Annotated in this window: 17 protein-coding genes and 1 riboswitch; of the genes, 11 read left to right on the top strand and 6 right to left on the bottom strand. The window is 44.6% G+C overall.

Annotation, left to right across the window (positions count from 1 at the left end; genetic code table 11):
- The first annotated feature begins 115 nt into the window (after positions 1-115).
- Positions 116-1,330, top strand: a complete 1,215-nt coding sequence (locus tag K429_RS0109025) for a glycoside hydrolase family 88 protein (protein ID WP_026366683.1) — start codon at positions 116-118, stop codon at positions 1,328-1,330.
- A 132-nt stretch (positions 1,331-1,462) separates the two neighbouring features.
- Positions 1,463-3,007, top strand: coding sequence for a sulfatase (locus K429_RS0109020; RefSeq protein WP_007210995.1), 1,545 nt, complete (start codon positions 1,463-1,465; stop codon positions 3,005-3,007).
- Between the two features lie 80 nt (positions 3,008-3,087).
- Here the strand turns inward: K429_RS0109020 and cysS are convergent, their stop codons facing one another.
- Entirely contained in the window at positions 3,088-4,563 is a 1,476-nt protein-coding gene (gene cysS / locus K429_RS0109015) for a cysteine--tRNA ligase (protein WP_026366682.1), read from the bottom strand.
- Positions 4,564-4,755: 192 nt separating this feature from the next.
- Complete coding sequence (locus K429_RS30280; RefSeq protein WP_026366681.1) at positions 4,756-4,977, bottom strand: hypothetical protein; 222 nt, start codon at positions 4,975-4,977, stop codon at positions 4,756-4,758.
- Positions 4,967-5,171: riboswitch (cobalamin riboswitch) on the top strand. Its footprint overlaps the gene before it by 11 nt.
- Before the next feature lie 129 nt (positions 5,172-5,300).
- Between K429_RS30280 and K429_RS0109005 the strand changes: the two genes are divergently transcribed.
- From K429_RS0109005 to K429_RS0108975, 7 genes are all read left to right on the top strand, one after another.
- A complete protein-coding gene (locus K429_RS0109005; RefSeq protein ID WP_229093665.1) occupies positions 5,301-7,277 on the top strand; it encodes a TonB-dependent receptor in 1,977 nt (658 codons plus the stop codon).
- A 17-nt stretch (positions 7,278-7,294) separates the two neighbouring features.
- Complete coding sequence (locus tag K429_RS0109000) at positions 7,295-8,473, top strand: YncE family protein (RefSeq protein WP_026366679.1); 1,179 nt, start codon at positions 7,295-7,297, stop codon at positions 8,471-8,473.
- 5 nt (positions 8,474-8,478) lie between these two features.
- On the top strand, positions 8,479-10,185 hold the full coding sequence (locus tag K429_RS0108995; RefSeq protein WP_026366678.1) for a PKD-like domain-containing protein: 1,707 nt from the start codon (positions 8,479-8,481) through the stop codon (positions 10,183-10,185).
- Positions 10,186-10,211: 26 nt separating this feature from the next.
- Positions 10,212-12,242, top strand: a complete 2,031-nt coding sequence (locus K429_RS0108990) for a hypothetical protein (protein WP_026366677.1) — start codon at positions 10,212-10,214, stop codon at positions 12,240-12,242.
- 22 nt (positions 12,243-12,264) lie between these two features.
- Positions 12,265-14,682 carry a hypothetical protein gene (locus K429_RS0108985; protein WP_155923391.1) on the top strand — a complete coding sequence of 806 codons (2,418 nt, stop codon included), beginning with the start codon at positions 12,265-12,267 and terminating at the stop codon, positions 14,680-14,682.
- Positions 14,683-14,880: 198 nt separating this feature from the next.
- Positions 14,881-15,933, top strand: coding sequence for a tRNA 2-thiouridine(34) synthase MnmA (gene mnmA, locus K429_RS0108980; protein WP_026366675.1), 1,053 nt, complete (start codon positions 14,881-14,883; stop codon positions 15,931-15,933).
- A 107-nt stretch (positions 15,934-16,040) separates the two neighbouring features.
- Positions 16,041-16,922, top strand: coding sequence for a DUF3078 domain-containing protein (locus K429_RS0108975; protein WP_007210986.1), 882 nt, complete (start codon positions 16,041-16,043; stop codon positions 16,920-16,922).
- Positions 16,923-17,127: 205 nt separating this feature from the next.
- Here the strand turns inward: K429_RS0108975 and K429_RS0108970 are convergent, their stop codons facing one another.
- A complete protein-coding gene (locus tag K429_RS0108970; RefSeq protein WP_007210985.1) occupies positions 17,128-18,639 on the bottom strand; it encodes a GH3 auxin-responsive promoter family protein in 1,512 nt (503 codons plus the stop codon).
- Positions 18,640-18,760: 121 nt separating this feature from the next.
- Between K429_RS0108970 and K429_RS0108960 the strand changes: the two genes are divergently transcribed.
- Entirely contained in the window at positions 18,761-19,771 is a 1,011-nt protein-coding gene (locus K429_RS0108960; protein WP_007216812.1) for an ATP-dependent 6-phosphofructokinase, read from the top strand.
- An 18-nt stretch (positions 19,772-19,789) separates the two neighbouring features.
- On the opposite strand, the gene rnc is transcribed toward K429_RS0108960, so the two are convergent.
- The 3 genes from rnc to K429_RS0108945 are packed head-to-tail and all read right to left on the bottom strand — an operon-like array spanning position 19,790 to position 22,208.
- Positions 19,790-20,680: a ribonuclease III gene (gene rnc / locus K429_RS0108955; protein ID WP_007210982.1), complete on the bottom strand. Its 891-nt coding sequence runs from the start codon at positions 20,678-20,680 to the stop codon at positions 19,790-19,792.
- A gap of 6 nt (positions 20,681-20,686) precedes the next feature.
- Complete coding sequence (fabF, locus tag K429_RS0108950; RefSeq protein WP_022208106.1) at positions 20,687-21,952, bottom strand: beta-ketoacyl-ACP synthase II; 1,266 nt, start codon at positions 21,950-21,952, stop codon at positions 20,687-20,689.
- Positions 21,953-21,971: 19 nt separating this feature from the next.
- Complete coding sequence (locus K429_RS0108945; protein ID WP_004291965.1) at positions 21,972-22,208, bottom strand: acyl carrier protein; 237 nt, start codon at positions 22,206-22,208, stop codon at positions 21,972-21,974.
- A gap of 149 nt (positions 22,209-22,357) precedes the next feature.
- Between K429_RS0108945 and purN the strand changes: the two genes are divergently transcribed.
- Positions 22,358-22,933 (top strand): phosphoribosylglycinamide formyltransferase, encoded by a 576-nt coding sequence (gene purN / locus K429_RS0108940; protein WP_026366674.1) that lies wholly within the window; start codon positions 22,358-22,360, stop codon positions 22,931-22,933.
- Position 22,934 lies beyond the last annotated feature (1 nt).

The raw sequence follows: 22,934 nt of genomic DNA, 5'->3' as shown, positions 1-22,934 counted from the left end.
GTGCAAATGTAACAATTTTGCTCTTTTCCTGTATAATTTAGGAGGGTCTTTTCTGTAAACCTGCGCTACTTTTGCTGACGAAAGAATACGAAACTTTAATAAACAAATCATTATTATGAAAACAATCCTCACGACATTGGGAATATCCCTCCTAGTTTTGGCGGGTTGCACAAGTCAGAAGCAGACCGAGAGCAACTTTATCCAAGAGAATATTGATAATGCGGTGGCGCAGGAGACCATTCAGACCGACATTATCGAAAAGTCAGGGAAAATTCTGAATCCAAGAACTATCAACAAAGACGGTAGCATTGTTTATGTACCCATTGATGACTGGTGTTCCGGTTTTTTCCCCGGTAATATCTGGCATATGTATGAGTTGACCGGTGATAAGAAATGGTTGCCGCTGGCTGAGAAGTATACAGAAGCGCTGGATTCCGTGCAATACCTGACCTGGCATCATGATGTGGGCTTTATGATTGGTTGCAGCTATCTGAACGGATATCGTTTTGCCGGTAAAGAAGAATACAAGCCTGTGATTATTCAGACGGCTAAGTCTCTTTCTACCCGTTTCCGTCCGGCGGCAGGCGTACTTCAGTCTTGGGATGCCGATAAAGGTTGGCAGGCAGAACGCGGTTGGAAATGCCCGGTTATTATAGATAATATGATGAACCTGGAACTATTGTTCGAAGCTTCCAAGCTTTCAGGCGATTCCACTTATTATAATGTTGCCGTGAAGCATGCCGATACCACCATGAAGAACCATTTCCGTGCCAATAACAGCTGTTATCACGTAGTGGATTATGATCCCGTAACCGGTGAGGTACGTAAGAAACAAACCGCACAGGGGTATGCTGACGAATCCGCCTGGGCACGCGGACAGGCATGGGCTATTTACGGATACACCATGTGTTACCGTTATACCCACGATCAGAAGTATCTTGATATGGCTGAAAAGATTTATAACTTTATCTTCAATAATCCGAACTTGCCGGAAGACCTTGTACCGTATTGGGACTTTGATGCTCCCAATATTCCGAACGAACCCCGTGACGTTTCGGCTGCTGCATGTACGGCATCTGCTTTGTACGAGTTGAGTACATACATTCCCGGCAAAAACTATAAGGAAACAGCAGATAAGATTATGGAAAATCTCGGTTCTCCGGCTTATCGTGCAGAAGTGGGCACAAACGGTAATTTCATTCTGATGCACTCTGTAGGCAGTATTCCTCATGGCGCTGAGATTGATGTTCCGTTGAATTATGCGGACTATTACTTCCTGGAAGGAATTATGCGCAAAAGAGACTTGGAATCAAACAAGAAGCTGTTTTAATTCACATGCTGAAACTATAAATGATAATTTAGGGGCGTAGCGCCCCGGCAAAGTTTCCATTCGGTGTGATAGCAACAGTATCTCACCGATAAATTCCCATTTATAATTTCAACGTAATTTAATAAGAATAAAATGATAAATCGGTTTAGTTTGTTTTTGGGAGGCTTGGGCCTGTTTGCCCTGCAAGGCTGCAAAACTCAGCAGGGAGAGCAGGCACAACTTCCGAATGTAATTTATGTCTTCCCCGACCAGTACCGTAATCAGGCTATGGAGTTCTGGGGACAGGATGGGTTTCGCGACAAGGTGAACTTCCGCAATGATCCGGTGCATACTCCTAACTTGAATAGCTTTGCCCGTGAAGCGTTGGTGTTAAGTTCTGCCCAAAGTAACTGTCCGTTGAGTAGTCCTCATCGGGGTATGCTGTTGACGGGGATGTATCCCAATAAAAGCGGAATACCTTTGAACTGTAATTCAAACCGGCCTATCAGTTCCCTGCGTGCCGACGTGGATTGCATAGGTGATGTATTTAATAAATCCGGATATGACTGCGCTTATTTTGGTAAGTTACACGCTGACTTCCCTACACCGAACGATCCGCAACGTCCCGGTCACTATGTAGAAGATCGAATACCTGCCTGGGATGCCTATACGCCGAAAGAACGCCGTCACGGCTTTAATTACTGGTACTCCTACGGTACTTTTGATGAACATAAGAATCCCCGTTACTGGGATACGGATGGAAATCGTCACGATCCGAAAGAATGGTCACCGTTGCATGAGTCCAAGATGGTGGTTTCCTATCTGAAGAACGAAGGGAATGTACGTGATCCGAAGAAGCCTTTCTTTATAATGGTGGGTATGAATCCGCCCCACAGCCCGTATCGTTCATTGGATGATTGTATGGAAGAAGATTTCAATCTGTACAAAGATCAACCTCTGGACAGCCTTCTTATCCGTCCCAATGCAGATAAGAAGCGTGAAAAAGCAGAGAGCGTTCGCTACTACTTTGCCTCTGTTACCGGTGTAGACCGTGCTTTCGGACAGATCCTTGAAACACTGAAAGAGCAGGGTTTGGATAAGAATACGATTGTGATCTTTGCTTCCGACCATGGTGAAACAATGTGTAGCCAGTTCACGGATGATCCGAAGAATTCTCCTTATTCCGAATCTATGAATATACCGTTCCTGGTACGTTATCCCGGTCATATCCAGCCACGGGTGGACAATCTTCTGATGTCCGCGCCGGATATTATGCCGACTGTCCTGGGGCTGTGTGGTTTGGGCGATTCCATTCCGTCTAATGTGCAGGGACGCAACTGGGCACCTCTTTTCTTCGATGAAAAGGCGGAAATTGAACGTCCCGGTGGTGCTTTGTATATCCAGAATCTGGACGGAGAAAAGGATGCGGATGGTAAAGTGCAGACTTATTTCCCTTCTTCAAGAGGATATAAGACGGCACGCTATACTTTGGCTTTCTATATTGATAAGAAAGACCATAAGCTGAAGAAAAGCTTGTTGTTTGATGATGAAAAGGACCCTTATCAGATGAATAATCTTCCGTTGGAAGAAAATAAAGAAATCGTTGCAGAACTTTGCCGTGAGATGGGCAAGGAGTTGAAGGCGATAGATGATCCCTGGTATAAGGAACGTATTCTTTCCGACATGATACCTTACTAAAACTCTCTTTTCTAAATGAAACTGCCTCCCCCGATTCGCTTGGATCAGAGGGAGGCAGCTTTTTTATAGGGTAGTGGAGCTTATTTATTCAGCTTCCACTCGCAACCGTCTTTACCGTCTTTTATCTCAAAACCGAGTGCTGTAAGTTCATTGCGAATCTTATCACTGGTAGCCCAGTCTTTATTGGCTTTGGCCTTCATGCGTTCTTCCAGTAACATATCTACTACTTTACCGAAAGCAACTTCACGCTCTTCATTGGAATTGTTTTCTTCTTTCAGTCCCAGAATGTCGAAGCAGAAAAGATGGAAAGTTTCTTTCAGCTCTTTCAGATCATCGGCAGTGATGGTGTCGTTGCCTGCAATGATGTTGTTAATCATTCTGGCTCCGTCGAAAAGATGAGCAATGACTATCGGGGTATTCAAGTCATCATTCATGGCTTCATAGCACTTTTCACGCACTGCTTTCACATCTACGCTGGAAGTGGCGGACGGAGTGATCTTTTCCAGTCCGTTCACGGCATCCATCATTCGGGTTAATCCCTTTTCCGCTGCTTGCAAGGCTTCGTTGCTGAAGTCTACCGTGCTGCGATAGTGAGCTTGCAGGATGAAGAAGCGGATGGTCATCGGACTGTATGCTTGTGTCAGCAACTTATGTGTGCCGTTGAAGAACTCGTCCAGATTGATGAAGTTACCGTAAGACTTACCCATCTTCTGTCCGTTGATGGTAATCATATTGTTGTGCATCCAGTAATGTACCATGTCATTGCCCTGTGATGCAACCGATTGAGCAATCTCACATTCGTGGTGAGGGAAGATAAGGTCCATACCACCACCGTGAATATCGAAATGTTCGCCGAGGTATTTCTTACCCATGGCCGTACATTCGGCATGCCATCCCGGGAAACCGTCGCTCCATGGAGAGGGCCAGCGCATGATATGCTCCGGTTGGGCACATTTCCATAAGGCGAAATCGGCGGGGTTATGCTTTTCAGCTTGTCCGTCCAGTTCGCGGGTGGTGTTCAGCACGTCATCCAGATTGTGGCCGGATAGTTTTCCGTAATGGTAATCCTTATTGTATTTCTCTACGTCAAAGTAGACAGAGCCTTCACTGACATAAGCATAGCCATTCTTCAGGATCTCTTTCACCAGCTCTATCTGCTCGATGATGTGTCCCGAAGCGTGCGGTTCGATACTGGGTGAAAGTACGTTCAGCGCTTCCATTGCCTTGTGGTAACGGTTGATGTAGTATTGCGCTACTTCCATCGGCTCCAATTGTTCCAGTCGTGCTTTCTTGGCTATTTTGTCTTCTCCGTCGTCAGCGTCATGTTCCAGATGGCCTACATCGGTGATGTTGCGGACATAACGTACCTTATATCCCAAGTGGGTAAGGTAGCGGAAAAGCAAGTCGAAAGTAATGGCAGGACGTGCATGTCCCAAGTGCGCGTCACCGTAAACGGTAGGACCGCAGACATACATACCTACATGTGGAGCGTGCAGTGGCACGAATAGCTCCTTTTTCCTATCTAAGGTGTTGTAAATTGTCAGTTGATGTTCCATAACGTTTGAATTTTAGTTCTTTAAAGAGCACAAAGTTACAACAAATAATTTATTAAACGGTTCTGTTGTCGGATTTAATGGCTTTTAGTACAGTAATGAAGAGGTTCTTTTCTTATTTCTTTCCAAGCCGGATACTGAGTCCGAACTTCAGGTTCAGATAGTTTCCCGGTCTCTCTTTTACTTCATATTGCTTTATGATTTCTTGGGTATATATATTGTTTCGCTGATAGTGGCCTGTGAACGTGCGTGGATATATGACTTGCTCCGTATCAAAGCCGTACTTTCTTCGGTCAGAGGTACCTCTGCATGGAGAACGTACGGAGCAAGTACGGCCCAGATACGTCTCGGATATGGATCGGATAAAAAAGTATCTGTAAAAAGGTTAACTTTAATAATAATATGTATCTTTGCCATTGATTATGGTGTCACCCGTCGCTTTCGTGGCGGGTGGTGAAAAGGGAATCAGGTGTAAATCCTGAACAGACCCGCTGCTGTAAGCTTCAAACAAAGTCTGAAGACGATACTCACGCCACTGTTTTCTGCATGAACGGGAAGGGAGTCATCAGATGAAGCAAGTCAGAAGACCTGCCATGATCTGGAATCAGGAGTTCTCTGGGATTAGAAATCCGGTCGTACTTATTTTTTATAGGGTTATCATTAATTACTCTTGGCAGAGGTTTGATACTCTCTTTAATACATGAAATCGAATGTATCATCGCATTTTATTGGCAGTGGTAATGCCATTAGTATGCTGTTGCGTGGATTTGTATGCTCAAACGGTAGACTCTACAAAGACTTATCATATAGAAGAAGTCTCTGTATCAGCGCAACGCATCCGTAAAGAAGTGATTCCGGTACAAATGCTTGCCGGAGAAGAACTTCAGAAATTGAGTGTCCATTCTGTGGCTGATGCAATCCGCTATTTTTCCGGAATCCAGATAAAGGATTATGGAGGAATCGGTGGTTTGAAAACCGTCAACATACGTGGACTTGGCACTCAGCATGTGGGCGTATTCTATGACGGCGTTCAGTTGGGAAATGCTCAGAACGGACAAATCGATCTGGGACGTTTCTCGTTGGATAACATGGAGGCCGTTTCACTCTACAATGGCCAGAAGAGCGCTATCTTTCAATCGGCAAAGGATTTTGCTTCAGCCGGTTCCATCTACATGACAGCTCGTCATCCTTCTTTTGGCGAAGGACAGAACTATCGCCTGAAAGGAACTTTCAAAACCGGTTCTTTCGGTTTGGTCAATCCTTCCGTCCTGCTGGAGCATAGGCTGAGCAAGCAGGTGAGCGGTTCACTGAGTGCTGAGTATATGTACACCAGCGGGAAATATAAGTTCCGTTACCGACAGAAAAACGGATATGATATAACAGAAACCCGTAAGAACGGTGATGTGGAGGCCATTCGTGCAGAGTATGGCTTATTCGGAGATATGCAAGGGGGAGAATGGAAAGCCAAAGCTTATTTATATAATTCCGAACGGGGATTGCCCGGTGCCGCTGTGCGTGAGACGGGTGACTTTGTGCATGAAGACCGTCAATGGGATACGAACTTCTTTTTGCAGGGCTCTTTCCGGAAACATTGGGGAAACTACAGTTTACAGACGAATGGTAAGTATGCTTACGATTATCTTCATTATCTGTCCGATCCGCGCTTGGATGTTACTACAATGTATGTGAACAATCATTACCGCCAGCATGAACTCTATTTTTCGGCAGCGAATATGCTGAATATTCTTCCTTTTTGGAGTGCGGACGTTTCGGTGGATTTTCAGTGGAATAAATTAAATGCCGACCTGGTGAACTTCGTCTATCCCTGCCGTTACACGGCACTTGTGGCGGCAGCTACGGCACTGCATTTTGAACGATTCAAACTACAAGCCAGTCTGCTGGGGACATTTGTACACGAGACTACGAAGGTTCCCAACGCCGCAGCAGGTGATAAACATAAATATACGCCTACCGTCGTGGCATCTTGGCAACCTTTCAAGAACGAAGATCTGAATCTGCGTGCTTTTTACAAAAAGATATTCCGCATGCCGACGCTGAATGACCTTTACTATACCTTCATAGGAAACATTGACCTGAATCCGGAATATACCACACAATATGATATAGGTGTAACTTATTCCCGCAAATTCCGTGGAGGTTATCCTGCCCGGCTGGAGTTTCAGGCAGATGCTTACTATAACGAGGTCACCGACAAGATTGTAGCCATGCCTACTTCTAACCAGTTCCGTTGGACAATGGTAAATCTGGGCTATGTGGAGATGCGCGGGGTGGATGTGGCTCTGCAAACCGAATGGCATTTATTGAAAGACCTGAAGGCCAACCTGCGGGTGAACTATACGTATGAGAAAGCGCAGGATTTCACCGATGCAAAAAGTGACTATTACGGTGGACAGATACCTTATATTCCCTGGCACAGCGGTTCGGCTGTCCTTAATTTGAGTTATAGGGATTGGGACATGAATTACAGTTTTATCTATACCGGCGAGCGTTATGAATCGAGTGCCAACATTCCGGAGAATTATGCCAAGGAATGGTATACGAACGACCTTTCCCTTTCCCGCCGCTTGCATTGGAAAAAGATGTTGTGGAAACTGACCGCCGAAGTCAATAATGTCTTCAATCAGCAGTACGAGGTGGTACAATGGTATCCCATGCCGGGAATAAATTTCCGCTTTGTGATAAATGTAGAACTTTAAAACCAAATACACGGCTTATGAAAAGAAGTAAATTATTACTGATGTGGCTTGCGGGCATGCTGATACTGTTGGTATCCTCGTGCCGTAGCGACGACGAAGAACTGGTACTTTCCAGTGTGACGAATGTGACACCGGGCGTACAGGTGACAGGTCCGGTCAAGGGATTTTTCCTGTTGAATGAGGGGAATATGGGAAGTAACAAGGCTTCTCTGGACTATTTCGATTACGCTTCGGGTAATTACTGTAAGAACATTTATCCGGAATTGAATCCTACCATACAAAAAGCGCTGGGTGATGTGGGAAATGATATTCAGATAAATGGTGATAAACTGTTTGCTGTCATTAATGTATCCCACCTGGTGGAGGTGATGGATGTCAATACAGCAAGGCACTTGGCTGCCATCCCTATTCCTAACTGTCGCTATATCGTTTTCAACGGTCGCTATGCTTACGTCAGTTCTTATGCGGGTAAAGTGGTGATTGATCCCAATGCCAGACTGGGGTATGTGGCTAAAGTGGATCTGAATTCCTTGCAGGTGGTGGACACTTGTGATGTCGGCTATCAGCCGGAAGAGATGGTAGTGGTAGGGAATAAACTCTATGTAGCCAATTCCGGAGGTTATCGTGTACCCAATTACGATAATACCGTATCTGTGATAGACCTGAACACCTTTACCGAAATCAAAAAAATAACGGTAGGCATCAACCTTCATCGGATGGCAATTGATGCGCGTGGAAATATTTATGTTTCATCACGTGGTGATTATTACGACATACACTCCAAGGTATATGTCATAAACTCTCATAATGATATGGTGACTGATGTGCTGAACTTTCCGGCCAGTGAGTTTTGTCTGAGTGGGGACTCGCTCTTCTATTACAGTACGGAGTATAGTAAGTACACCGGGCAGAATACCATTAGTTATGGCATTTATGACACGCGGAAGAAACGTGTAGTGACTACGAACTTCATTACGGACGGTACGGAAAAGAGTATCGAGGTACCTTATGGATTGGCTGTGAATCCCGATACCAAAGAGATCTTCGTGACCGATGCCAAAAATTATGTTACCCCCGGAACACTCTATTGCTTCACGCCCGAGGGAAAAAAGAAGTGGAGCGTTACGACAGGGGACATCCCTGCGCACTTTGTATTTACAACGAAACGATTGCAAGTAACATTTTCTAATCAATAAATAGTATGTTTAAAAATCTGTATTTAAAACTATCGTTTGTCGGACTGTGCCTGTTTGCATTGGGTGCCTGTTCGGATGATGATGACGAAGCGGGGCTGGTTGGAGCTCCCGAGTGTTCGCTAAACTCCGATACCGGAGAGTATAAAGTAAAGATAGGACATGAGGTGACATTGCAGGTGACTGCGGAGAATGCCATCAATCCTGTGTATGCTTGGAAACGTGCAGGTAAGATTGTGTCTGAGCAGGAAACCTATCAGTTTAAAGGTGATCAGTTAGGAGAATTCTTTGTGAACTTCCGCCTGGATGCTGATAACGGAAGTGTGGAAAAGCAAGCCAAAATAACAGTCGTAGACCGTCTGCCGCCTGAAATTACGGTGAGTAGTTCGGCTGTGGGCTATTGCGATGTAGCTCTGAAGGTGGCTGCCGAAACCAAATACACGGACGAGAGTACCACTTTTGAGTGGAGCTATGGCGGACGTGTGGTAAGCCACGACTCCATCTATCAATTTAAAGAGAAGGAGATAGATGTTTATACGCTTGCTCTGAAAGTAACCAATGCCGATGGTGTGGATGTGAAGAACATTAATATCTCGGTGATACCGGAAGAAGAGCCGGTGTTGTTCTTTGACAACGGCCGCTATGTGGAACCTTCCACCATACATGATGTGCGAACTATGACTTGTCCTATTGGCAGAAGCCTTGTGTTGGCACCTGTAAGATTCTCAATCAGCGATGATGCGGTGTACGAATGGAGCGTGGACGGGAGTGTACAGAGCGAAACTTCCATTCATTTCAAATTTACACCTTCTGCTGAAGGCCAGACTTATGAAATAAAAGTGAAGGCTATCGACGGCGGTAAAACAGCCGAGGCTACCGTTAAAGTGGTATGTACTCCGCAAGAAGGTACCTATTTTAGGGCACCGACCGCAAAGAGTTATTGGATATCCAATCATTGCTTTGAGTTCACGCCTGCTCCGGGGCAGTTCGTTAATTTCTCTCAGGACAAGACTGCCGAAGATGCACGAATGACGATACAGAATACACTGAATAATGGTGGTGGAACCGGTTGGATCGCTTCTCTTGGCGCATGGGGCGGTTATTTTATTTTGGGCTTTGACCACAGTGTAGAGGATGACGGTAAGGGTGAAGCAGACTTTGATATTGTTGGTAATCCGCTTGGTAAATATTGGTGTGAGTGTGGTGTCGTATGGGTAAGCCAAGATGAAAACGGAAACGGTATTGCTGATGATACTTGGTATGAACTTAAAGGCAGTGAAACAGGAAAGCCCGGAATCACTCAACGTTATGCTCTGAAGTATTATCGTCCTACGCAGGATAAGCAGGATGTACTTTCGATTGACAATGATGGTAACCTGACTTTCCTGAGACGAAATGCTTACCATCCGAATAGCGGTTATTTCCCTTGGTTCATGAAAGAGGAATACTATATCCTGACAGGAACTTGCTTGGGCGATCAGTTTAAAACGGAAGGTATTGAAACTAATTGGGGCTTTGACTGGGGATATGTGGACAATATAAATGATCCGACCGGATTCCGTATTGAGAACGCCATTCAGCAGGACGGCAGCCCGGCTAATCTGAAATACATCGACTTTGTGAAAGTTCATACGGCACAAATGGGACAAGGAGCAGCTGTAGGTGAGATTTCTACCGAATCTTCTGCTGCTATGGACTTGCGATTGAAACCTTGATTTAGTAATTTAAAACAAATAGAATCATGAATAAATATATCCTTGGGAGCATTTTGTTCGTATTGGCCTGTCTCACGGGCTGCGATGACAGCAATGATCCTTTTGAGGGAACTGATAACTTTATCACTTCCTTTACCCTGAAACAGGGAGACCAATCTCTTGTAGCCTCTTTCCGGGGAGACACCATTGTGATGAACATTCCGGAAGAAGTGATACTCAGTGATGTTAAGGCTCAAGTGGTGTGCAGCGAGAACGCTACAATCAAGCCAGACCCCGCTACAGTGTATAACTGGGAGGAGGAAATGTTCTTTACCGTGACTTCCCTTTCAGGCCAGTCACGCAAATACCTCTATACGCCTCGCAGAAGCAGTGTACCCGAAACCGGTATCATCTTGCTGAATACGCAGGAAGAATTGGATGCTTTCGGTGCAAAAGGTATTTCGTATCTGGATGGTAGTTTGATTATCGGACAGCAGTTGGGTACAGATTCCATTAAGTCTCTGGCAGCATTGTCAACCTTGAAGCAGGTGTCCGGTAGTATCACCATTAATACCCGTTACCGTGGGCATGAATTTGCCGGGCTGGAGAATCTGGAAGAGATAGGTGGTTCTTTCCAGATTATTTCGGCTGACAGTTTGTGGACCGTGGATTTGAATAAGCTGACTCGTATAGGGGGTGATCTAGACATAAAGAGCGCGGCTGTGGGTGATATTTCCTGTTCTTCACTGAAGAGTGTGGGCGGTAACCTCTCGATGGAAGCTCCTTTTGTCTCTACGGAATTTTCCGCATTGCAACAGGTGAGCGGTAACCTTTCGCTGAAAGGTAAATCATCGGTAGAGAAAATGTCTTTCCAGTCTTTGAAGCATGTAGGAGGAAGTATTGAAGTGAGTATGTCAGCCATTCGTCTGGACTTCAGCGAACTGTTGTCCTGCAAAGACTTGAATGTGACCGGAAAAACTCTTCTGTTGCTCTATTGCCCGAAGTTACAGGATATTTCGGGGAAACTCAGCATTGCAGATAACCCGCTGTATGAAGTTTCTTTCCCGGCGCTGACTCATTTAGGTGAATTATCGCTTAGTTGCCCGAAAGTGAATCAGATGAATATGCCTCTGTTGAAGGCGATAGACGGTAATGCCAGTATTTCCATTGCCGGATTCAATCCCGAGCAGTTGGCTTCGCTGGAAAGTATTGGCGGAACTCTGAGTCTGACAGCTACCGGTAGCGTGAAGATGCCGGCTAAATTGAAGAAGGTGGGAAAGATCTCTTTAGGTTCAGGTATGAGTGAGATTGATTTACGCGGTGTAGAAATGGAAGAATTACTGTTGCAGGGTTCGGACATGAGTACAACTGTCGTGAAGGGTGATGATGTGTTTGCCGGAAGCATAGTCATGTCCGGTCTCTCTCCCCAATTCCAGGGTTTTAAGGAAATCGGTTCTCTAAAGCTCAACTATCTTATCAATAATGGTGGAACAACGAATATAGCTGGTATCAACAAAATCACTGGTGACTTTTCTTATTGGAATAATTCGAATATTCAGGAGATCATTATGCCCGACTTGCAAGAAGTGGGTGGCATATTCGACCTTTACTCTAATATCAAAGAGTTCCATTTCCCCGAACTGAAAACAATTGGTGGAGATACTCGGATATGTGTCAATACCACTGATGAACGTTCGTTCCCCAAGCTGGAAAAGGTAGGTGGAAATCTGCTTATTCAGACAGGTTATGAGCAATATGGCAATGTTTATGAACCGGTTCTTTACTATCCGCTACTGAAAACGGTGGGCGGGACGTTGTATCTTCGCCCTTATGGTTATAATGAAACCCAGAATATGCAGAACACTAAACTGACGGACTTGAACTTCCTTGTATCTCTGGAGAGTATTGGTGGCTTCAAAATAGTGAACCACAAGGCTCTGGCCTCTTATGAGGGATTGAAGAAAGCCATCAAGAGTTGTCCTGAAACGAACTGGATTGTTGAGGATAACCTGTATAATCCGACGTACAAGCAGCTGGCAGAGGATGGACTATGGACCCTGCCTGCCGAAGAAGAATAATCAAGTATAAAATAAAGAAAATATGAAACTAAAAAGTTTAGCATACATATTGATGATAGGCTTCATTTCGCTGCTGGCCGGTTGCGATGACGAAGACTCTGCTTTCTCCGGAAGCGAAAACTATATCACTTCATTCAGCCTGAAATTACAGGATGGAAAGACCTATGCGGCCACTATTACTGAAGATGAACTGACTCTGTCTGTGCCCGAAGGTGTTTCGGTGCAGGGAGCCAAAGCTGAGGTTTTGTGTAGTGAGCTTGCCACGATTACCCCGGATCCGTCGAATATAACAGATTGGGAAGGAAATCAGACGTTGACTGTAACCTCTTATAATGGTAAGGAACGTACATATCATTACTCTTTGAGCCGCACATTGATTGTCGGTGAGGGGGATGTGCTGCTGGAAACGGCTGAAGACGTAGAAGCTTTTGCAGCACGTGGTATCAGCCGCATAGAAGGAAATCTGATTATCGGTAAGGAAACGGGAAGCGTAAAGGAAGATTCGTTACTTTCTTTCGCTGCGCTGAGTGGTGTGAAAGAAGTATCCGGAACGGTGCTTATCAATCCTACTTACAAAGGTACTTCAGTTGCAGGACTGGAGAATCTGGAAAGGGCAGGAGCACTGAAGATTGCAGGCCGTATCGGTACGAACGGAGCGTTTGGTAATAAGGAACTGGAACACATCGAACTGTCTCAACTGAAGATGGTAGGTGGCGATCTGTATCTTTCGGCTGATACGCTTCGCACACTGAATCTGCCAAAACTGGAAAGTGTGGGCGGTACGTTGACCTTACAGGCAATCCACTTCAAACAGTTGGAATTCCCGGCTTTGGAGATTATAGGAAAGGATATCACCTTTACCGGACGACAGAACGGAACGCTTGAACTGACGGAAGAAGTTAGCTTCCCGGCTCTGAAAACGCTGGGTAATCAGCTGACTCTGAAAAGCTACAAGAAGGTGAAGAAAATAAACTTCCCTGCCTTGGTTTCCGCGGCTACTATCTCGCTTGAATCGCTTTCGGATTTGGAGGACGTGTTCTTTAGTTCGTTGGAAGAAATATCATACAGCTTCTCATTGCAATATCCAATGAACAATCTGAATGAAGTGAGTCTCCCTAAACTGACGAAAGCCAACAGTATGCGCATTTATAATAATGGTGTCAAAAAACTGGATTTAGGCTCGCTTGCTTATGTAGGTAAAAACGGACTGACCATAGAACACTGTCAAAGCCTTGGAGAACTTAATCTTTCTTCATTGACTACTGTAGACGGTGCCGCTACTATATCTTATCTTGCCATTCCTGATATGGAGCCGTTGAAAAAGTTGAAGAGTGTAGGAGGAGATCTGAAATTGACCACATTATCGAATGTGAAACAACTGGACAATGCCTGTCCCGAATTGGAGACCGTAGGTGGCGGATTCTCTTTGGGGGGCTATAGTGAAGAGGCTACTGTTTTATCTGGATTCAATGCATTGAAGACTATCGGAGGGACATTCTCTTTGTCATCCATGCCAGGGGTTACTGATATAACAGGTTTGGGCTCATTGACTTCTGTCAGTCGGGTTTCAATGGAACAGTTGCCTAAGCTGGAGAAAATATCTTTCCTGAAGAATCTGAAAGGAGCGCATTTCTCTTATTTATCTTTGGGAAATGTGACTGCTCTGAAAGAAATGGATGTTACAGGCTTGACCATTGACGAATTGAAACTGAGTTCTGTTCCTGAAGGTCTGCTATTGAAAGGTGATGACACTTTCACGGGAAAAGTGTCAGTGTCAGGTAGTAAAGGAATGCGTTTCGAAGGACTTGAGAATGCAGAGATCTCATTGGAATTTGCAATTGTGAAAGAGGAGGCGAACTTTACCTTCCCAGGTCTGAAGAAGGCTAAAAAACTGACGGTTACTCAAGGTTATAATGCCAACCTTGCCATAATCAGTTTTGAAGATCTGGAAGAGGTAACGGGGGCTATGAGTCTTCAGGAAGGTTCTTATGTGAACAATGTAGTGCAACCTGTTCAGTTTCCGAAGCTGGCCAAAGTAGGTAGCTTTACTTATGGGGGAGTACTTAAAACTCTGAGTTTGCCTGTTTTGCAGGAAGTAACAGGCGTGTGCAGCATCGGTACTTGTTTTACAAATGGAGTTCCTGCTATGCTGGAAAGTATTAATCTGCCTGCTTTGAAGCGTGTGGGTACTCTGAAACTAACAATAGGTGGTGCTACCGGAAGCAATCCTAATACAGTGATTACCAATCTGGATTGCTTTGAAAACCTGGAATCTGCCGAGTCGGTGTATATTGAAAAACAGATGGGACTGATTTCTTATAAGGGATTGGCAAAAGTTATTGCGGGCCTGAACGATGCTGAAGCGTGGGAAGTAATTGGCAATGCTTTCAATCCTACTTTTGAAGAAGTGAAAGCCGGAAAACTGGAAAAAGAAGAATAAGATAGAGATTCTCTTCATCATAAGCGGGAGATGTACTGGAAGGTTGAAAGACTGGAAAGAACATTCTCCCGCTTCTTTATTGTATAATAAGTGCGACAGCGGCTGATTTTATTTCATATTACTGATGGGTGTAAGTTCACCACAGATTCATATATATGTTTATTCTTTGCCAGAGAAATAATTCTTATTTTTGTACTCATGAAGTCTGCTAAGCGTGTATTATTAGGTATGAGTGGAGGTACGGATAGTTCTGTTGCCGCCATGCTGTTGCAAGAGGCCGGTTATGAAGTAACCGGTGTGACGTTTCGTTTCTATGATTCGGAAGGCTTTGAAGAATCTTTGGATGATGCCCGTAATCTCGCTTCCCGTCTGAATATCCCGCACATCATCTATGATGCCCGCGAATTATTCCGTGAACGAATTATCCGCTATTTTGTAGATGAATATCTTTCCGCCCATACCCCTGTTCCCTGTACTCTCTGTAACAATGAACTGAAATGGCCGTTGCTGGCAAAGATTGCCGATGAAATGGGCATTTATTGGATTTCTACCGGACACTACGTACGTAAAGTTTTCCGGGATGGCTATTACTTTATAGCCCCGGCTGCCGACCGTGATAAGGATCAGACTTTCTTCCTCTGGGGACTGCAACAGAACATTTTAGAACGTATGCTCCTTCCAATGGGTGACTGGACTAAAAATGAAGTGCGTGCCTATGCTGCTAAGCGGGGCTTTGAACGGACAGCAACCAAAAAGGATAGTCTTGGTGTATGCTTCTGCCCGATGGATTACCGCTCTTTCTTGCAGCGTGAAGTTCCGCAGAACGCTTTGCCGGGAAAAGGACAATTTCTCGATGAAAGCGGCAGTTTTTTAGGTTGGCACGAAGGATATCCTTTCTATACGATTGGTCAGCGCAGAGGATTGGGTATTCATCTGAACCGTCCTGTTTTCGTAAAAGAGATACATAAAGAGAGGAACGAAGTGATACTTGCGCCTCTGGCTTCTCTTTACAAAGAGGAAATGCTGTTGAAAGACTGGAATATTGTGGATACTTCCCGTTTACTGAATTCCGAGGATGTCATTGTCAGGATTCGCTATCGGAAGCAAGCTAATCACTGCACTGTCAGTATAACGGATGAGAATCTCTTGCATGTGCTATTGCGCGAACCACTGGAATCCATTGCTTCCGGACAGGCTGCGGCATTTTACGATGAGGCAGGTCTGTTGCTGGGAGGAGGTATCATCCTGTAATTTCCGTACAATCATTCTTTTATTTGTTTCTGAACAAAAAAATAGTTTACTCTGTTTGAAATACAAAGACGTCTTTGTTTTGCGGAACAATTAAAACGAATAACAGTATGAAACGTATATATTTAATGATACTATTTGCCACTTTGGCAACAATCGTCTCTGCCCAAACGGACGATAAGGGATATAAAGAAGGAGCTTGGGTACTGAAGGGTGTGACAGGTATAAATATGTCGCAAACTGCAATGACAAACTGGTCGGCCGGTGGTGAGAATTCTATTGCCGGGAATGCTTACCTGAATGGGTCACTGACACATAAGAGCGGAAACTGGCTATGGGTGACGAACCTGGTGCTGGATTATGGTCTTTCGAAAACCAAATCGCAAGGGATGAGAAAGAGTTCCGATAAAATAGGATTATCTACCCAGTTGGGCTATGCAGCCACTAAAGTTTGGTATTATACGCTTATGGCTGATTTGAATACTCAGTTTGCCAAAGGATATAATTATCCGGACAAGAGTCACTATATATCTAACTTCTTTGCTCCCGCCTATTCTAATGTGGCATTGGGTATGGAATATCGTCCGAAGAGTAATTATTCTATATTCCTTTCACCTGTCTCCACAAAGATGACCTTTGTGAGCGATGATTATCTTTCTGATTTAGGTTCTTTTGGTGTTGATCCGGGGGATCACTTTAAGATCGAAGCCGGAGCTTTCCTGAAAGCCCGTGCAGAGCTGCCTGTCATGGAAAATGTGAATCTGATTACTACAGCCGATTTCTTCACTCCTTATAATAAAGACTTTGGTAATGTGGATGTCAACTGGGATGTGCTCATCAGTATGAAGATCAATAAAGTGCTATCAGCAACCCTGAATATGACACTGAAGTATGATAATGATGTGAAAACCTTTAATGATGAGGGCGTTGAAAGAGGGCCGAAGGTACAGTTCAAGGAGATACTGGGCATCGGATTGGCTTATAATTTCTGATAGTCTGGGATGACTGTTAGTTTCTCGGTGTGAAACTACTGGTTTCTCGGCGTGAAACTTGCAGTTTCAAGGCATGAAACTGTTGGTTTCAAGTAATGAAACTGTGAGTTTCAAGGCATGGAACAAAAATGGAAAAGACCGCATCGGTTTTGTCTGATGCGGCCTTTCTTATTTATTATCGTATTGTCCTATGCTATTGCAGGAATCAGTTGTTCAGTTCCAGCATTTCCTCGATATATTCCCTTGTATTGCTGAGACGCGGAACTTTGTGTTGTCCACCCAACTTTCCTTTTTGTGCCAGCCAGTCATGGAATAGGTCTTTGCGGGCAACAATCACCTCCAGAGGTTGCAGGGCAATGTTTTTCTGTCGTTTTGCTTCATAATCGGAATTCACTTCTTTCAGTGTATCATCCAGTATTTTGGCAAAATTCTCTATACTGTCCGGTGCCTGTACAAACTCAATCAACCATTGGTGACGGCATTTAGCATTGGCATCCATAAATACAGGAGCAGCCGAATAATCGGAAATCAATGCTCCGGTAGCCTCGCAAGCCCTTGCCAAACCTTTTTCCGCGTTATCCACAATCAATTCTTCACCGAAAGCATTGATGAAATGCTTGGTACGTCCGGTGATGACGAATTTATATGGATCCTTTTGCGTGAACTTCACGGTGTCTCCAATCATATAGCGCCACAAACCCGCAGAAGTAGAGATAACCAATGCATAATTCTTGTCCACTTCCACTTCTTCCAGGCAGTAGATGCGGGGATTCTCTTTACCTACATCTTCCAATGGGATGAACTCATAGAATATACCGTAGTCGATCATCAACAGCATGGACGGATCATTCGGATCGTTTTGCGTACCGAAATACCCTTCGGAGGCATTGTAAGTTTCTACATAATGCATTTTGGGTGATCGGATCACTTCTTTATATTGTTCACGATAAGGGGTGAAAGCAACACCACCATGGAAGAAGACTTCCAGATTGGGCCATATTTCTTCCAGCGATTGTTTACCGGTCTTTTCAAGGATACGCTTAATGAGTACTAACATCCATGAAGGAACGCCCGAAAGGCTCGTTACATCTTTTGATATGGCACTGTTGGCGATTGCTTCTATCTTCTTTTCAAAGTCGCTCATAAGAGCAATTTTCTTGCTCGGAACACGGACGCAGTTCACTAACGGATGTATATTTTGTATCAGGATAGCAGAAAGATCGCCTACAAGCCCGTGCCTGGAGTTGAGGTTGGGGCTGTGGCTTCCACCTAAAATCAAACCTTGTCCGGAGAAAAAGCGGCTGTCAGGATTCTGACCCAGATAGAGGGCAACCGCATCTTTACCGCCTTGATAATGTGTGTCATTCAATGCTTCTTTGCTGACGGGCAGGAACTTACTTTTATCGTTCGTTGTGCCCGAGGACTTGGCAAACCAGCGTATCTCCGAAGGCCAAAGCAGATTTTGTTCTCCTGCACGCAGGCGTTCCACATACGGCTTTACCTCTTCGTAAGTCTGTATGGGTAGTCTGTTTCTAAAGTCTTCATAAGTATGAATGCTTTTATAATCATATTTCTTTCCCCATTCTGTATTTTCTGCCATGCGCACTAAGCGGTCAAGAACTCGGTGTTGAAGTTCTCCTGCGCGGTTAGCATAGAAGTCGATTTTTTTCAGGCGAGGGGCAAAATACACCTTATCCAGCAATGTTGTGATATTCATCTCTCTTAGTTAAAACTATTTTGTTGCGCAAAAATAATCTTATTTATCGGCTTCTCTATCTTTTTTCTCTTTTTTTTCTATCTTTACGGACCTAAAGAACAATAATTCAAACAAAAGTGTCATGAGAATCGGTATTTTGACTTCGGGGGGCGATTGTCCCGGCATCAATGCCACCATTCGTGGAGTGTGCAAAACTGCAATCAATCATTACGGGATGGAAGTTGTGGGCATTCATAGTGGCTTTCAGGGGTTGCTTACCAAGGATGTGGAGTCGTTTACTGATAAATCTTTGTCCGGTTTGTTGAATCAGGGCGGCACAATGCTCGGCACTTCCCGCGAGAAACCTTTCAAGAAGAACGGTGTGATATCCGATGTCAATAAACCGGCATTGATAGAACAGAATATCAAGGAATTAGGATTGGATTGTGTGGTTTGTATCGGTGGTAACGGTACGCAGAAGACTGCTGCCAAACTGGCTGCCATGGGATTGAACATCGTGTCTGTGCCTAAGACTATTGACAATGATATCTGGGGAACGGATTTCTCCTTCGGATTTGATTCGGCTGTAAGTATTGCTACGGATGCCATTGACCGCCTGCACTCTACTGCCAGTTCGCACAAACGGGTGATGGTGATCGAGGTAATGGGGCATAAGGCCGGCTGGATTGCACTGTATTCAGGTATGGCAGGTGGCGGTGATGTTATCTTGATACCCGAAATTCCTTATAATATCCATAATATTGGTGAGACTATTCTGAACCGACTGAAGAAAGGAAAACCTTATTCCATCGTGGTGGTTGCCGAAGGCATACAGACGGATGGCCGGAAACGTGCCGCTGAATACATTGCCCAGGAGATAGAGTATGAAACTGGCATTGAAACCCGCGAAACTGTGCTTGGCTATATCCAGCGGGGAGGTTCGCCCACGCCTTTCGACCGGAACCTGTCTACCCGCATGGGTGGGCATGCTACGGAACTGATTGCAACAGAACAGTTTGGCCGGATGATTACGTTGAAAGGGGATGAGATTTCTTCTGCACCACTGGAGGAAATAGCCGGAAAGTTGAAACTGGTGACAGAAGATAATGATCTGGTTGTTCAAGGGCGCCGGATGGGAATTTGTTTCGGCTGATAATGATGTGGGCGAAGGCTATTCGCCCTTACATTCGTCCGTTTCAGGATTTTCTACAGGCAGAATCGTTTCAAGATTTTCTTCAATCAGAGTCTCCTCTGTGAGTTCATCTGTTTCTTCTGTATTCTCAGGCAAATGATTCTGCGCTTTTGTGGCTTCTATTTGTTCTTTGAATGAAGCATCATTCTTTATTTTCTTCAGGGCAGCTTGTGCGGCATTCTGCTGAGACTCCTTTTTAGAGTATCCGGTTCCTTTCCCGGCCGAAATACCTTCTATGCGGATTTCGGTATGAAACATGGGGTTATAATCTTCATCAAGGAATTGCTCGATAAGTTCAAATGAAACCTCAACTTTGCTTTTTTGGCTCCATTCAATCAGCTTTGATTTGAAGTTGACCTCTTTGCGCGACATCTTGTCGAGGTCAATGTAATTCTTGAATATCTTTTCTTCCATGAACCGCTTGCAGCGCTCGTAGCCCTGATCCAGATAGATGGCACCGATAAATGCTTCGAAAGCATTTCCGTACATATAACTATTGTGCGAGGAAGAACGGGTGGAATATTTTACCAGCTTGTCCAGGCCTATTTCTACTGCCAACTTATTCAGAGTTTCCCGTTGCACGATTTTGGAACGTGTATTTGTGAGAAAACCTTCGCGACGGCCTTCGAAATGCTTATAGACAATATCTCCCACGATGGCGTCAAGAATGGCGTCACCCAGGAACTCCAGTCGTTCATTATTCAAAGGGCGTCCCTTTTCTGAGCGGATGGAGGTGGATTTGTGCAACAAAGCCTGCTGGTAGAGCTGAATGTTGCGGGGATAGAATCCCAGAATCTTATAAAAACAAAAATAAGACTCTTTGTCCTTACGGAATAAGAGCCTTATTTTGTCTATTTGATTACGTAACACGACTGATTATTCTGCGTATTTCTTAAAAATAACACATGCATTATGACCGCCAAATCCAAATGTATTGGACAGAGCTACGTTCACTTCGCGTTTTTGAGCTTTGTTGAACGTAAGGTTAAGGTCATAGTCGATGTTTTCGTCGTTATCACCCTCTTCGTGGTTGATAGTCGGAGGTACGATGCCATTCTTGATCGCAAGAATACTTGCGATGGCCTCTACCGCACCGGCGGCGCCCAGCAAGTGACCAGTCATGGATTTTGTTGAACTGATGTTCAATTCAAATGCATGTTGACCAAATACTTCTTTAATAGCTTTAGCTTCCGATATATCACCTACAGGAGTAGAAGTACCGTGTACATTGATATAATCTACTTCCTCGGGGCTCATCTCGGCATCTTCCAACGCATTTCTCATCACTAACTTGGCTCCAAGTCCTTCCGGATGAGAAGCGGTCAGATGGTGAGCGTCGGCAGACATTCCTACACCGGCAACTTCTGCATAAATCTTAGCACCACGTGCTTTGGCGTGTTCCAGCTCTTCAAGAACCAGACAACCGCCACCTTCACCCATCACGAAACCGTCACGGCTTGCGCTGAACGGACGAGATGCAGTTGTAGGAGACTCATTGCGTGTTGATAATGCGTGCATAGCATTGAAACCGCCTACACCGCCAACGGTGATTGCAGCTTCCGAACCACCACTCACAATGACGTTAGCCTTACCCAGACGAATCAGGTTGAAGGCGTCAGCAATAGCGTTCGTGGAAGTAGCGCATGCAGAACAAGTTGCATAGTTGGGACCGTGAAAACCATACATAATAGAAATCTGTCCGGCTGCAATATCCGAAATCATCTTGGGGATGAAGAACGGATTGAACTTAGGACCGTTTTCTTTGCCGGTCAAGGCATAGTTACCTACCTCTTCCTCGAATGTACGGATACCACCGATACCGGCGCCAAAGATGACACCAATTCTGTTTAAATCCTCATTTTCGATGTCAAGACCGGAATCAGTGACCGCTTCTTTTGCGACGGCGATGGCATATTGTGTATACAAGTCCATCTTACGGGCTTCTTTGCGGTCGATATATTTGGTAGCTTCGAAGTTTTTCACTTCGCAGGCAAATTGGGTCTTGAAAAGGGAAGCATCGAAATGAGTAATAGGTCCTGCTCCACTAACCCCATTCACAAGGTTTTCCCAAAAATCGGAAACATTGTTGCCAATAGGGGTAATGGCGCCGAGACCTGTTACTACAACTCTTTTTAATTCCATATTAAATTGATGGATAGGATTACTTAGCGTGTTCTTCGATGTAAGAAACGGCGTCGCCTACAGTACCAATCTTTTCAGCTTGGTCATCCGGAATAGAGATACCGAATTCCTTTTCGAATTCCATGATAAGTTCTACAGTGTCAAGAGAATCAGCTCCTAAATCGTTAGTGAAGCTAGCTTCGTTAGTAACTTCTGATTCTTCAACGCCTAATTTGTCGACGATAATCGCTTTCACTCTTGATGCAATTTCAGACATAACTTTAAGTTTTTAATTAATAATTAGTTTTATTTCTTTAAATTTGCGGGGCAAAGGAATAAATATTTATCGTCACTCGCAAATATTTAGGGAATTAAATGCAATGTTTTGCACATTTTTCACGGTTTTGTGCACTAAAAGGAAGAAATATGAGGAAAAATATCGCAGTATTAGCATCGGGAAGCGGCACAAATGCCGAAAATATCATCCGTTATTTCCGGGAAAAAAGTTCGGCTTGTGTGGCTTTGGTTTTAACTAACCGTCAGAATGCGTTTGTTTTAGAGCGTTCACGCGGGCTGGAAGTGCCTTGTTTCTATTTTCCGAAGAGTGACTGGGAGAATGGAGAGGCGATTTTATCGGTGTTGCGGGAGCATGATATTGATTTTGTAGTGCTGGCCGGTTTTCTGGCGCGCGTGCCGGATCTTATTTTGCATGCTTATCCTAATAAAATGATAAATATACATCCTTCGTTGTTGCCGAAGTTCGGCGGAAAGGGCATGTATGGAGATCGCGTGCACGAAGCTGTGATTGCTGCCGGCGAGGAGGAAAGTGGCATTACTATTCATTATACGAATGAACATTATGATGAGGGTGCCATTATTTGCCAGGTGAAATGCCCGGTGTTGCCGGAAGATACTCCTGATGATCTGGCGCATCGTATTCATGCGCTGGAATATGACACTTATCCCAAAGTGATAGAAAAGTTGCTTGAATCCGAAGGCTAAG

Source organism: Bacteroides sp. 14(A), from assembly GCF_000526555.1.
GTDB lineage: Bacteria > Bacteroidota > Bacteroidia > Bacteroidales > Bacteroidaceae > Bacteroides > Bacteroides cellulosilyticus.
This window is presented reverse-complemented; position numbering and strand designations above follow the sequence as displayed.

What these genes read in the sequence shown, in the direction of transcription:
- K429_RS0109020 (WP_007210995.1), top strand. Translation starts at nt 1,463, where the DNA reads ATGATAAATCGGTTTAGTTTGTTTTTGGGAGGCTTGGGCCTGTTTGCC.
- K429_RS0108985 (WP_155923391.1), top strand. Translation starts at nt 12,265, where the DNA reads ATGAAACTAAAAAGTTTAGCATACATATTGATGATAGGCTTCATTTCG.
- K429_RS30280 (WP_026366681.1), bottom strand. Translation starts at nt 4,977, where the DNA reads ATGGCAAAGATACATATTATTATTAAAGTTAACCTTTTTACAGATACT.
- K429_RS0109000 (WP_026366679.1), top strand. Translation starts at nt 7,295, where the DNA reads ATGAAAAGAAGTAAATTATTACTGATGTGGCTTGCGGGCATGCTGATA.
- K429_RS0109005 (WP_229093665.1), top strand. Translation starts at nt 5,301, where the DNA reads ATGCCATTAGTATGCTGTTGCGTGGATTTGTATGCTCAAACGGTAGAC.
- K429_RS0108970 (WP_007210985.1), bottom strand. Translation starts at nt 18,639, where the DNA reads ATGAATATCACAACATTGCTGGATAAGGTGTATTTTGCCCCTCGCCTG.
- K429_RS0108975 (WP_007210986.1), top strand. Translation starts at nt 16,041, where the DNA reads ATGAAACGTATATATTTAATGATACTATTTGCCACTTTGGCAACAATC.
- cysS (WP_026366682.1), bottom strand. Translation starts at nt 4,563, where the DNA reads ATGGAACATCAACTGACAATTTACAACACCTTAGATAGGAAAAAGGAG.
- K429_RS0108990 (WP_026366677.1), top strand. Translation starts at nt 10,212, where the DNA reads ATGAATAAATATATCCTTGGGAGCATTTTGTTCGTATTGGCCTGTCTC.
- K429_RS0108995 (WP_026366678.1), top strand. Translation starts at nt 8,479, where the DNA reads ATGTTTAAAAATCTGTATTTAAAACTATCGTTTGTCGGACTGTGCCTG.
- K429_RS0108945 (WP_004291965.1), bottom strand. Translation starts at nt 22,208, where the DNA reads ATGTCTGAAATTGCATCAAGAGTGAAAGCGATTATCGTCGACAAATTA.
- K429_RS0109025 (WP_026366683.1), top strand. Translation starts at nt 116, where the DNA reads ATGAAAACAATCCTCACGACATTGGGAATATCCCTCCTAGTTTTGGCG.
- purN (WP_026366674.1), top strand. Translation starts at nt 22,358, where the DNA reads ATGAGGAAAAATATCGCAGTATTAGCATCGGGAAGCGGCACAAATGCC.
- fabF (WP_022208106.1), bottom strand. Translation starts at nt 21,952, where the DNA reads ATGGAATTAAAAAGAGTTGTAGTAACAGGTCTCGGCGCCATTACCCCT.
- K429_RS0108960 (WP_007216812.1), top strand. Translation starts at nt 18,761, where the DNA reads ATGAGAATCGGTATTTTGACTTCGGGGGGCGATTGTCCCGGCATCAAT.
- mnmA (WP_026366675.1), top strand. Translation starts at nt 14,881, where the DNA reads ATGAAGTCTGCTAAGCGTGTATTATTAGGTATGAGTGGAGGTACGGAT.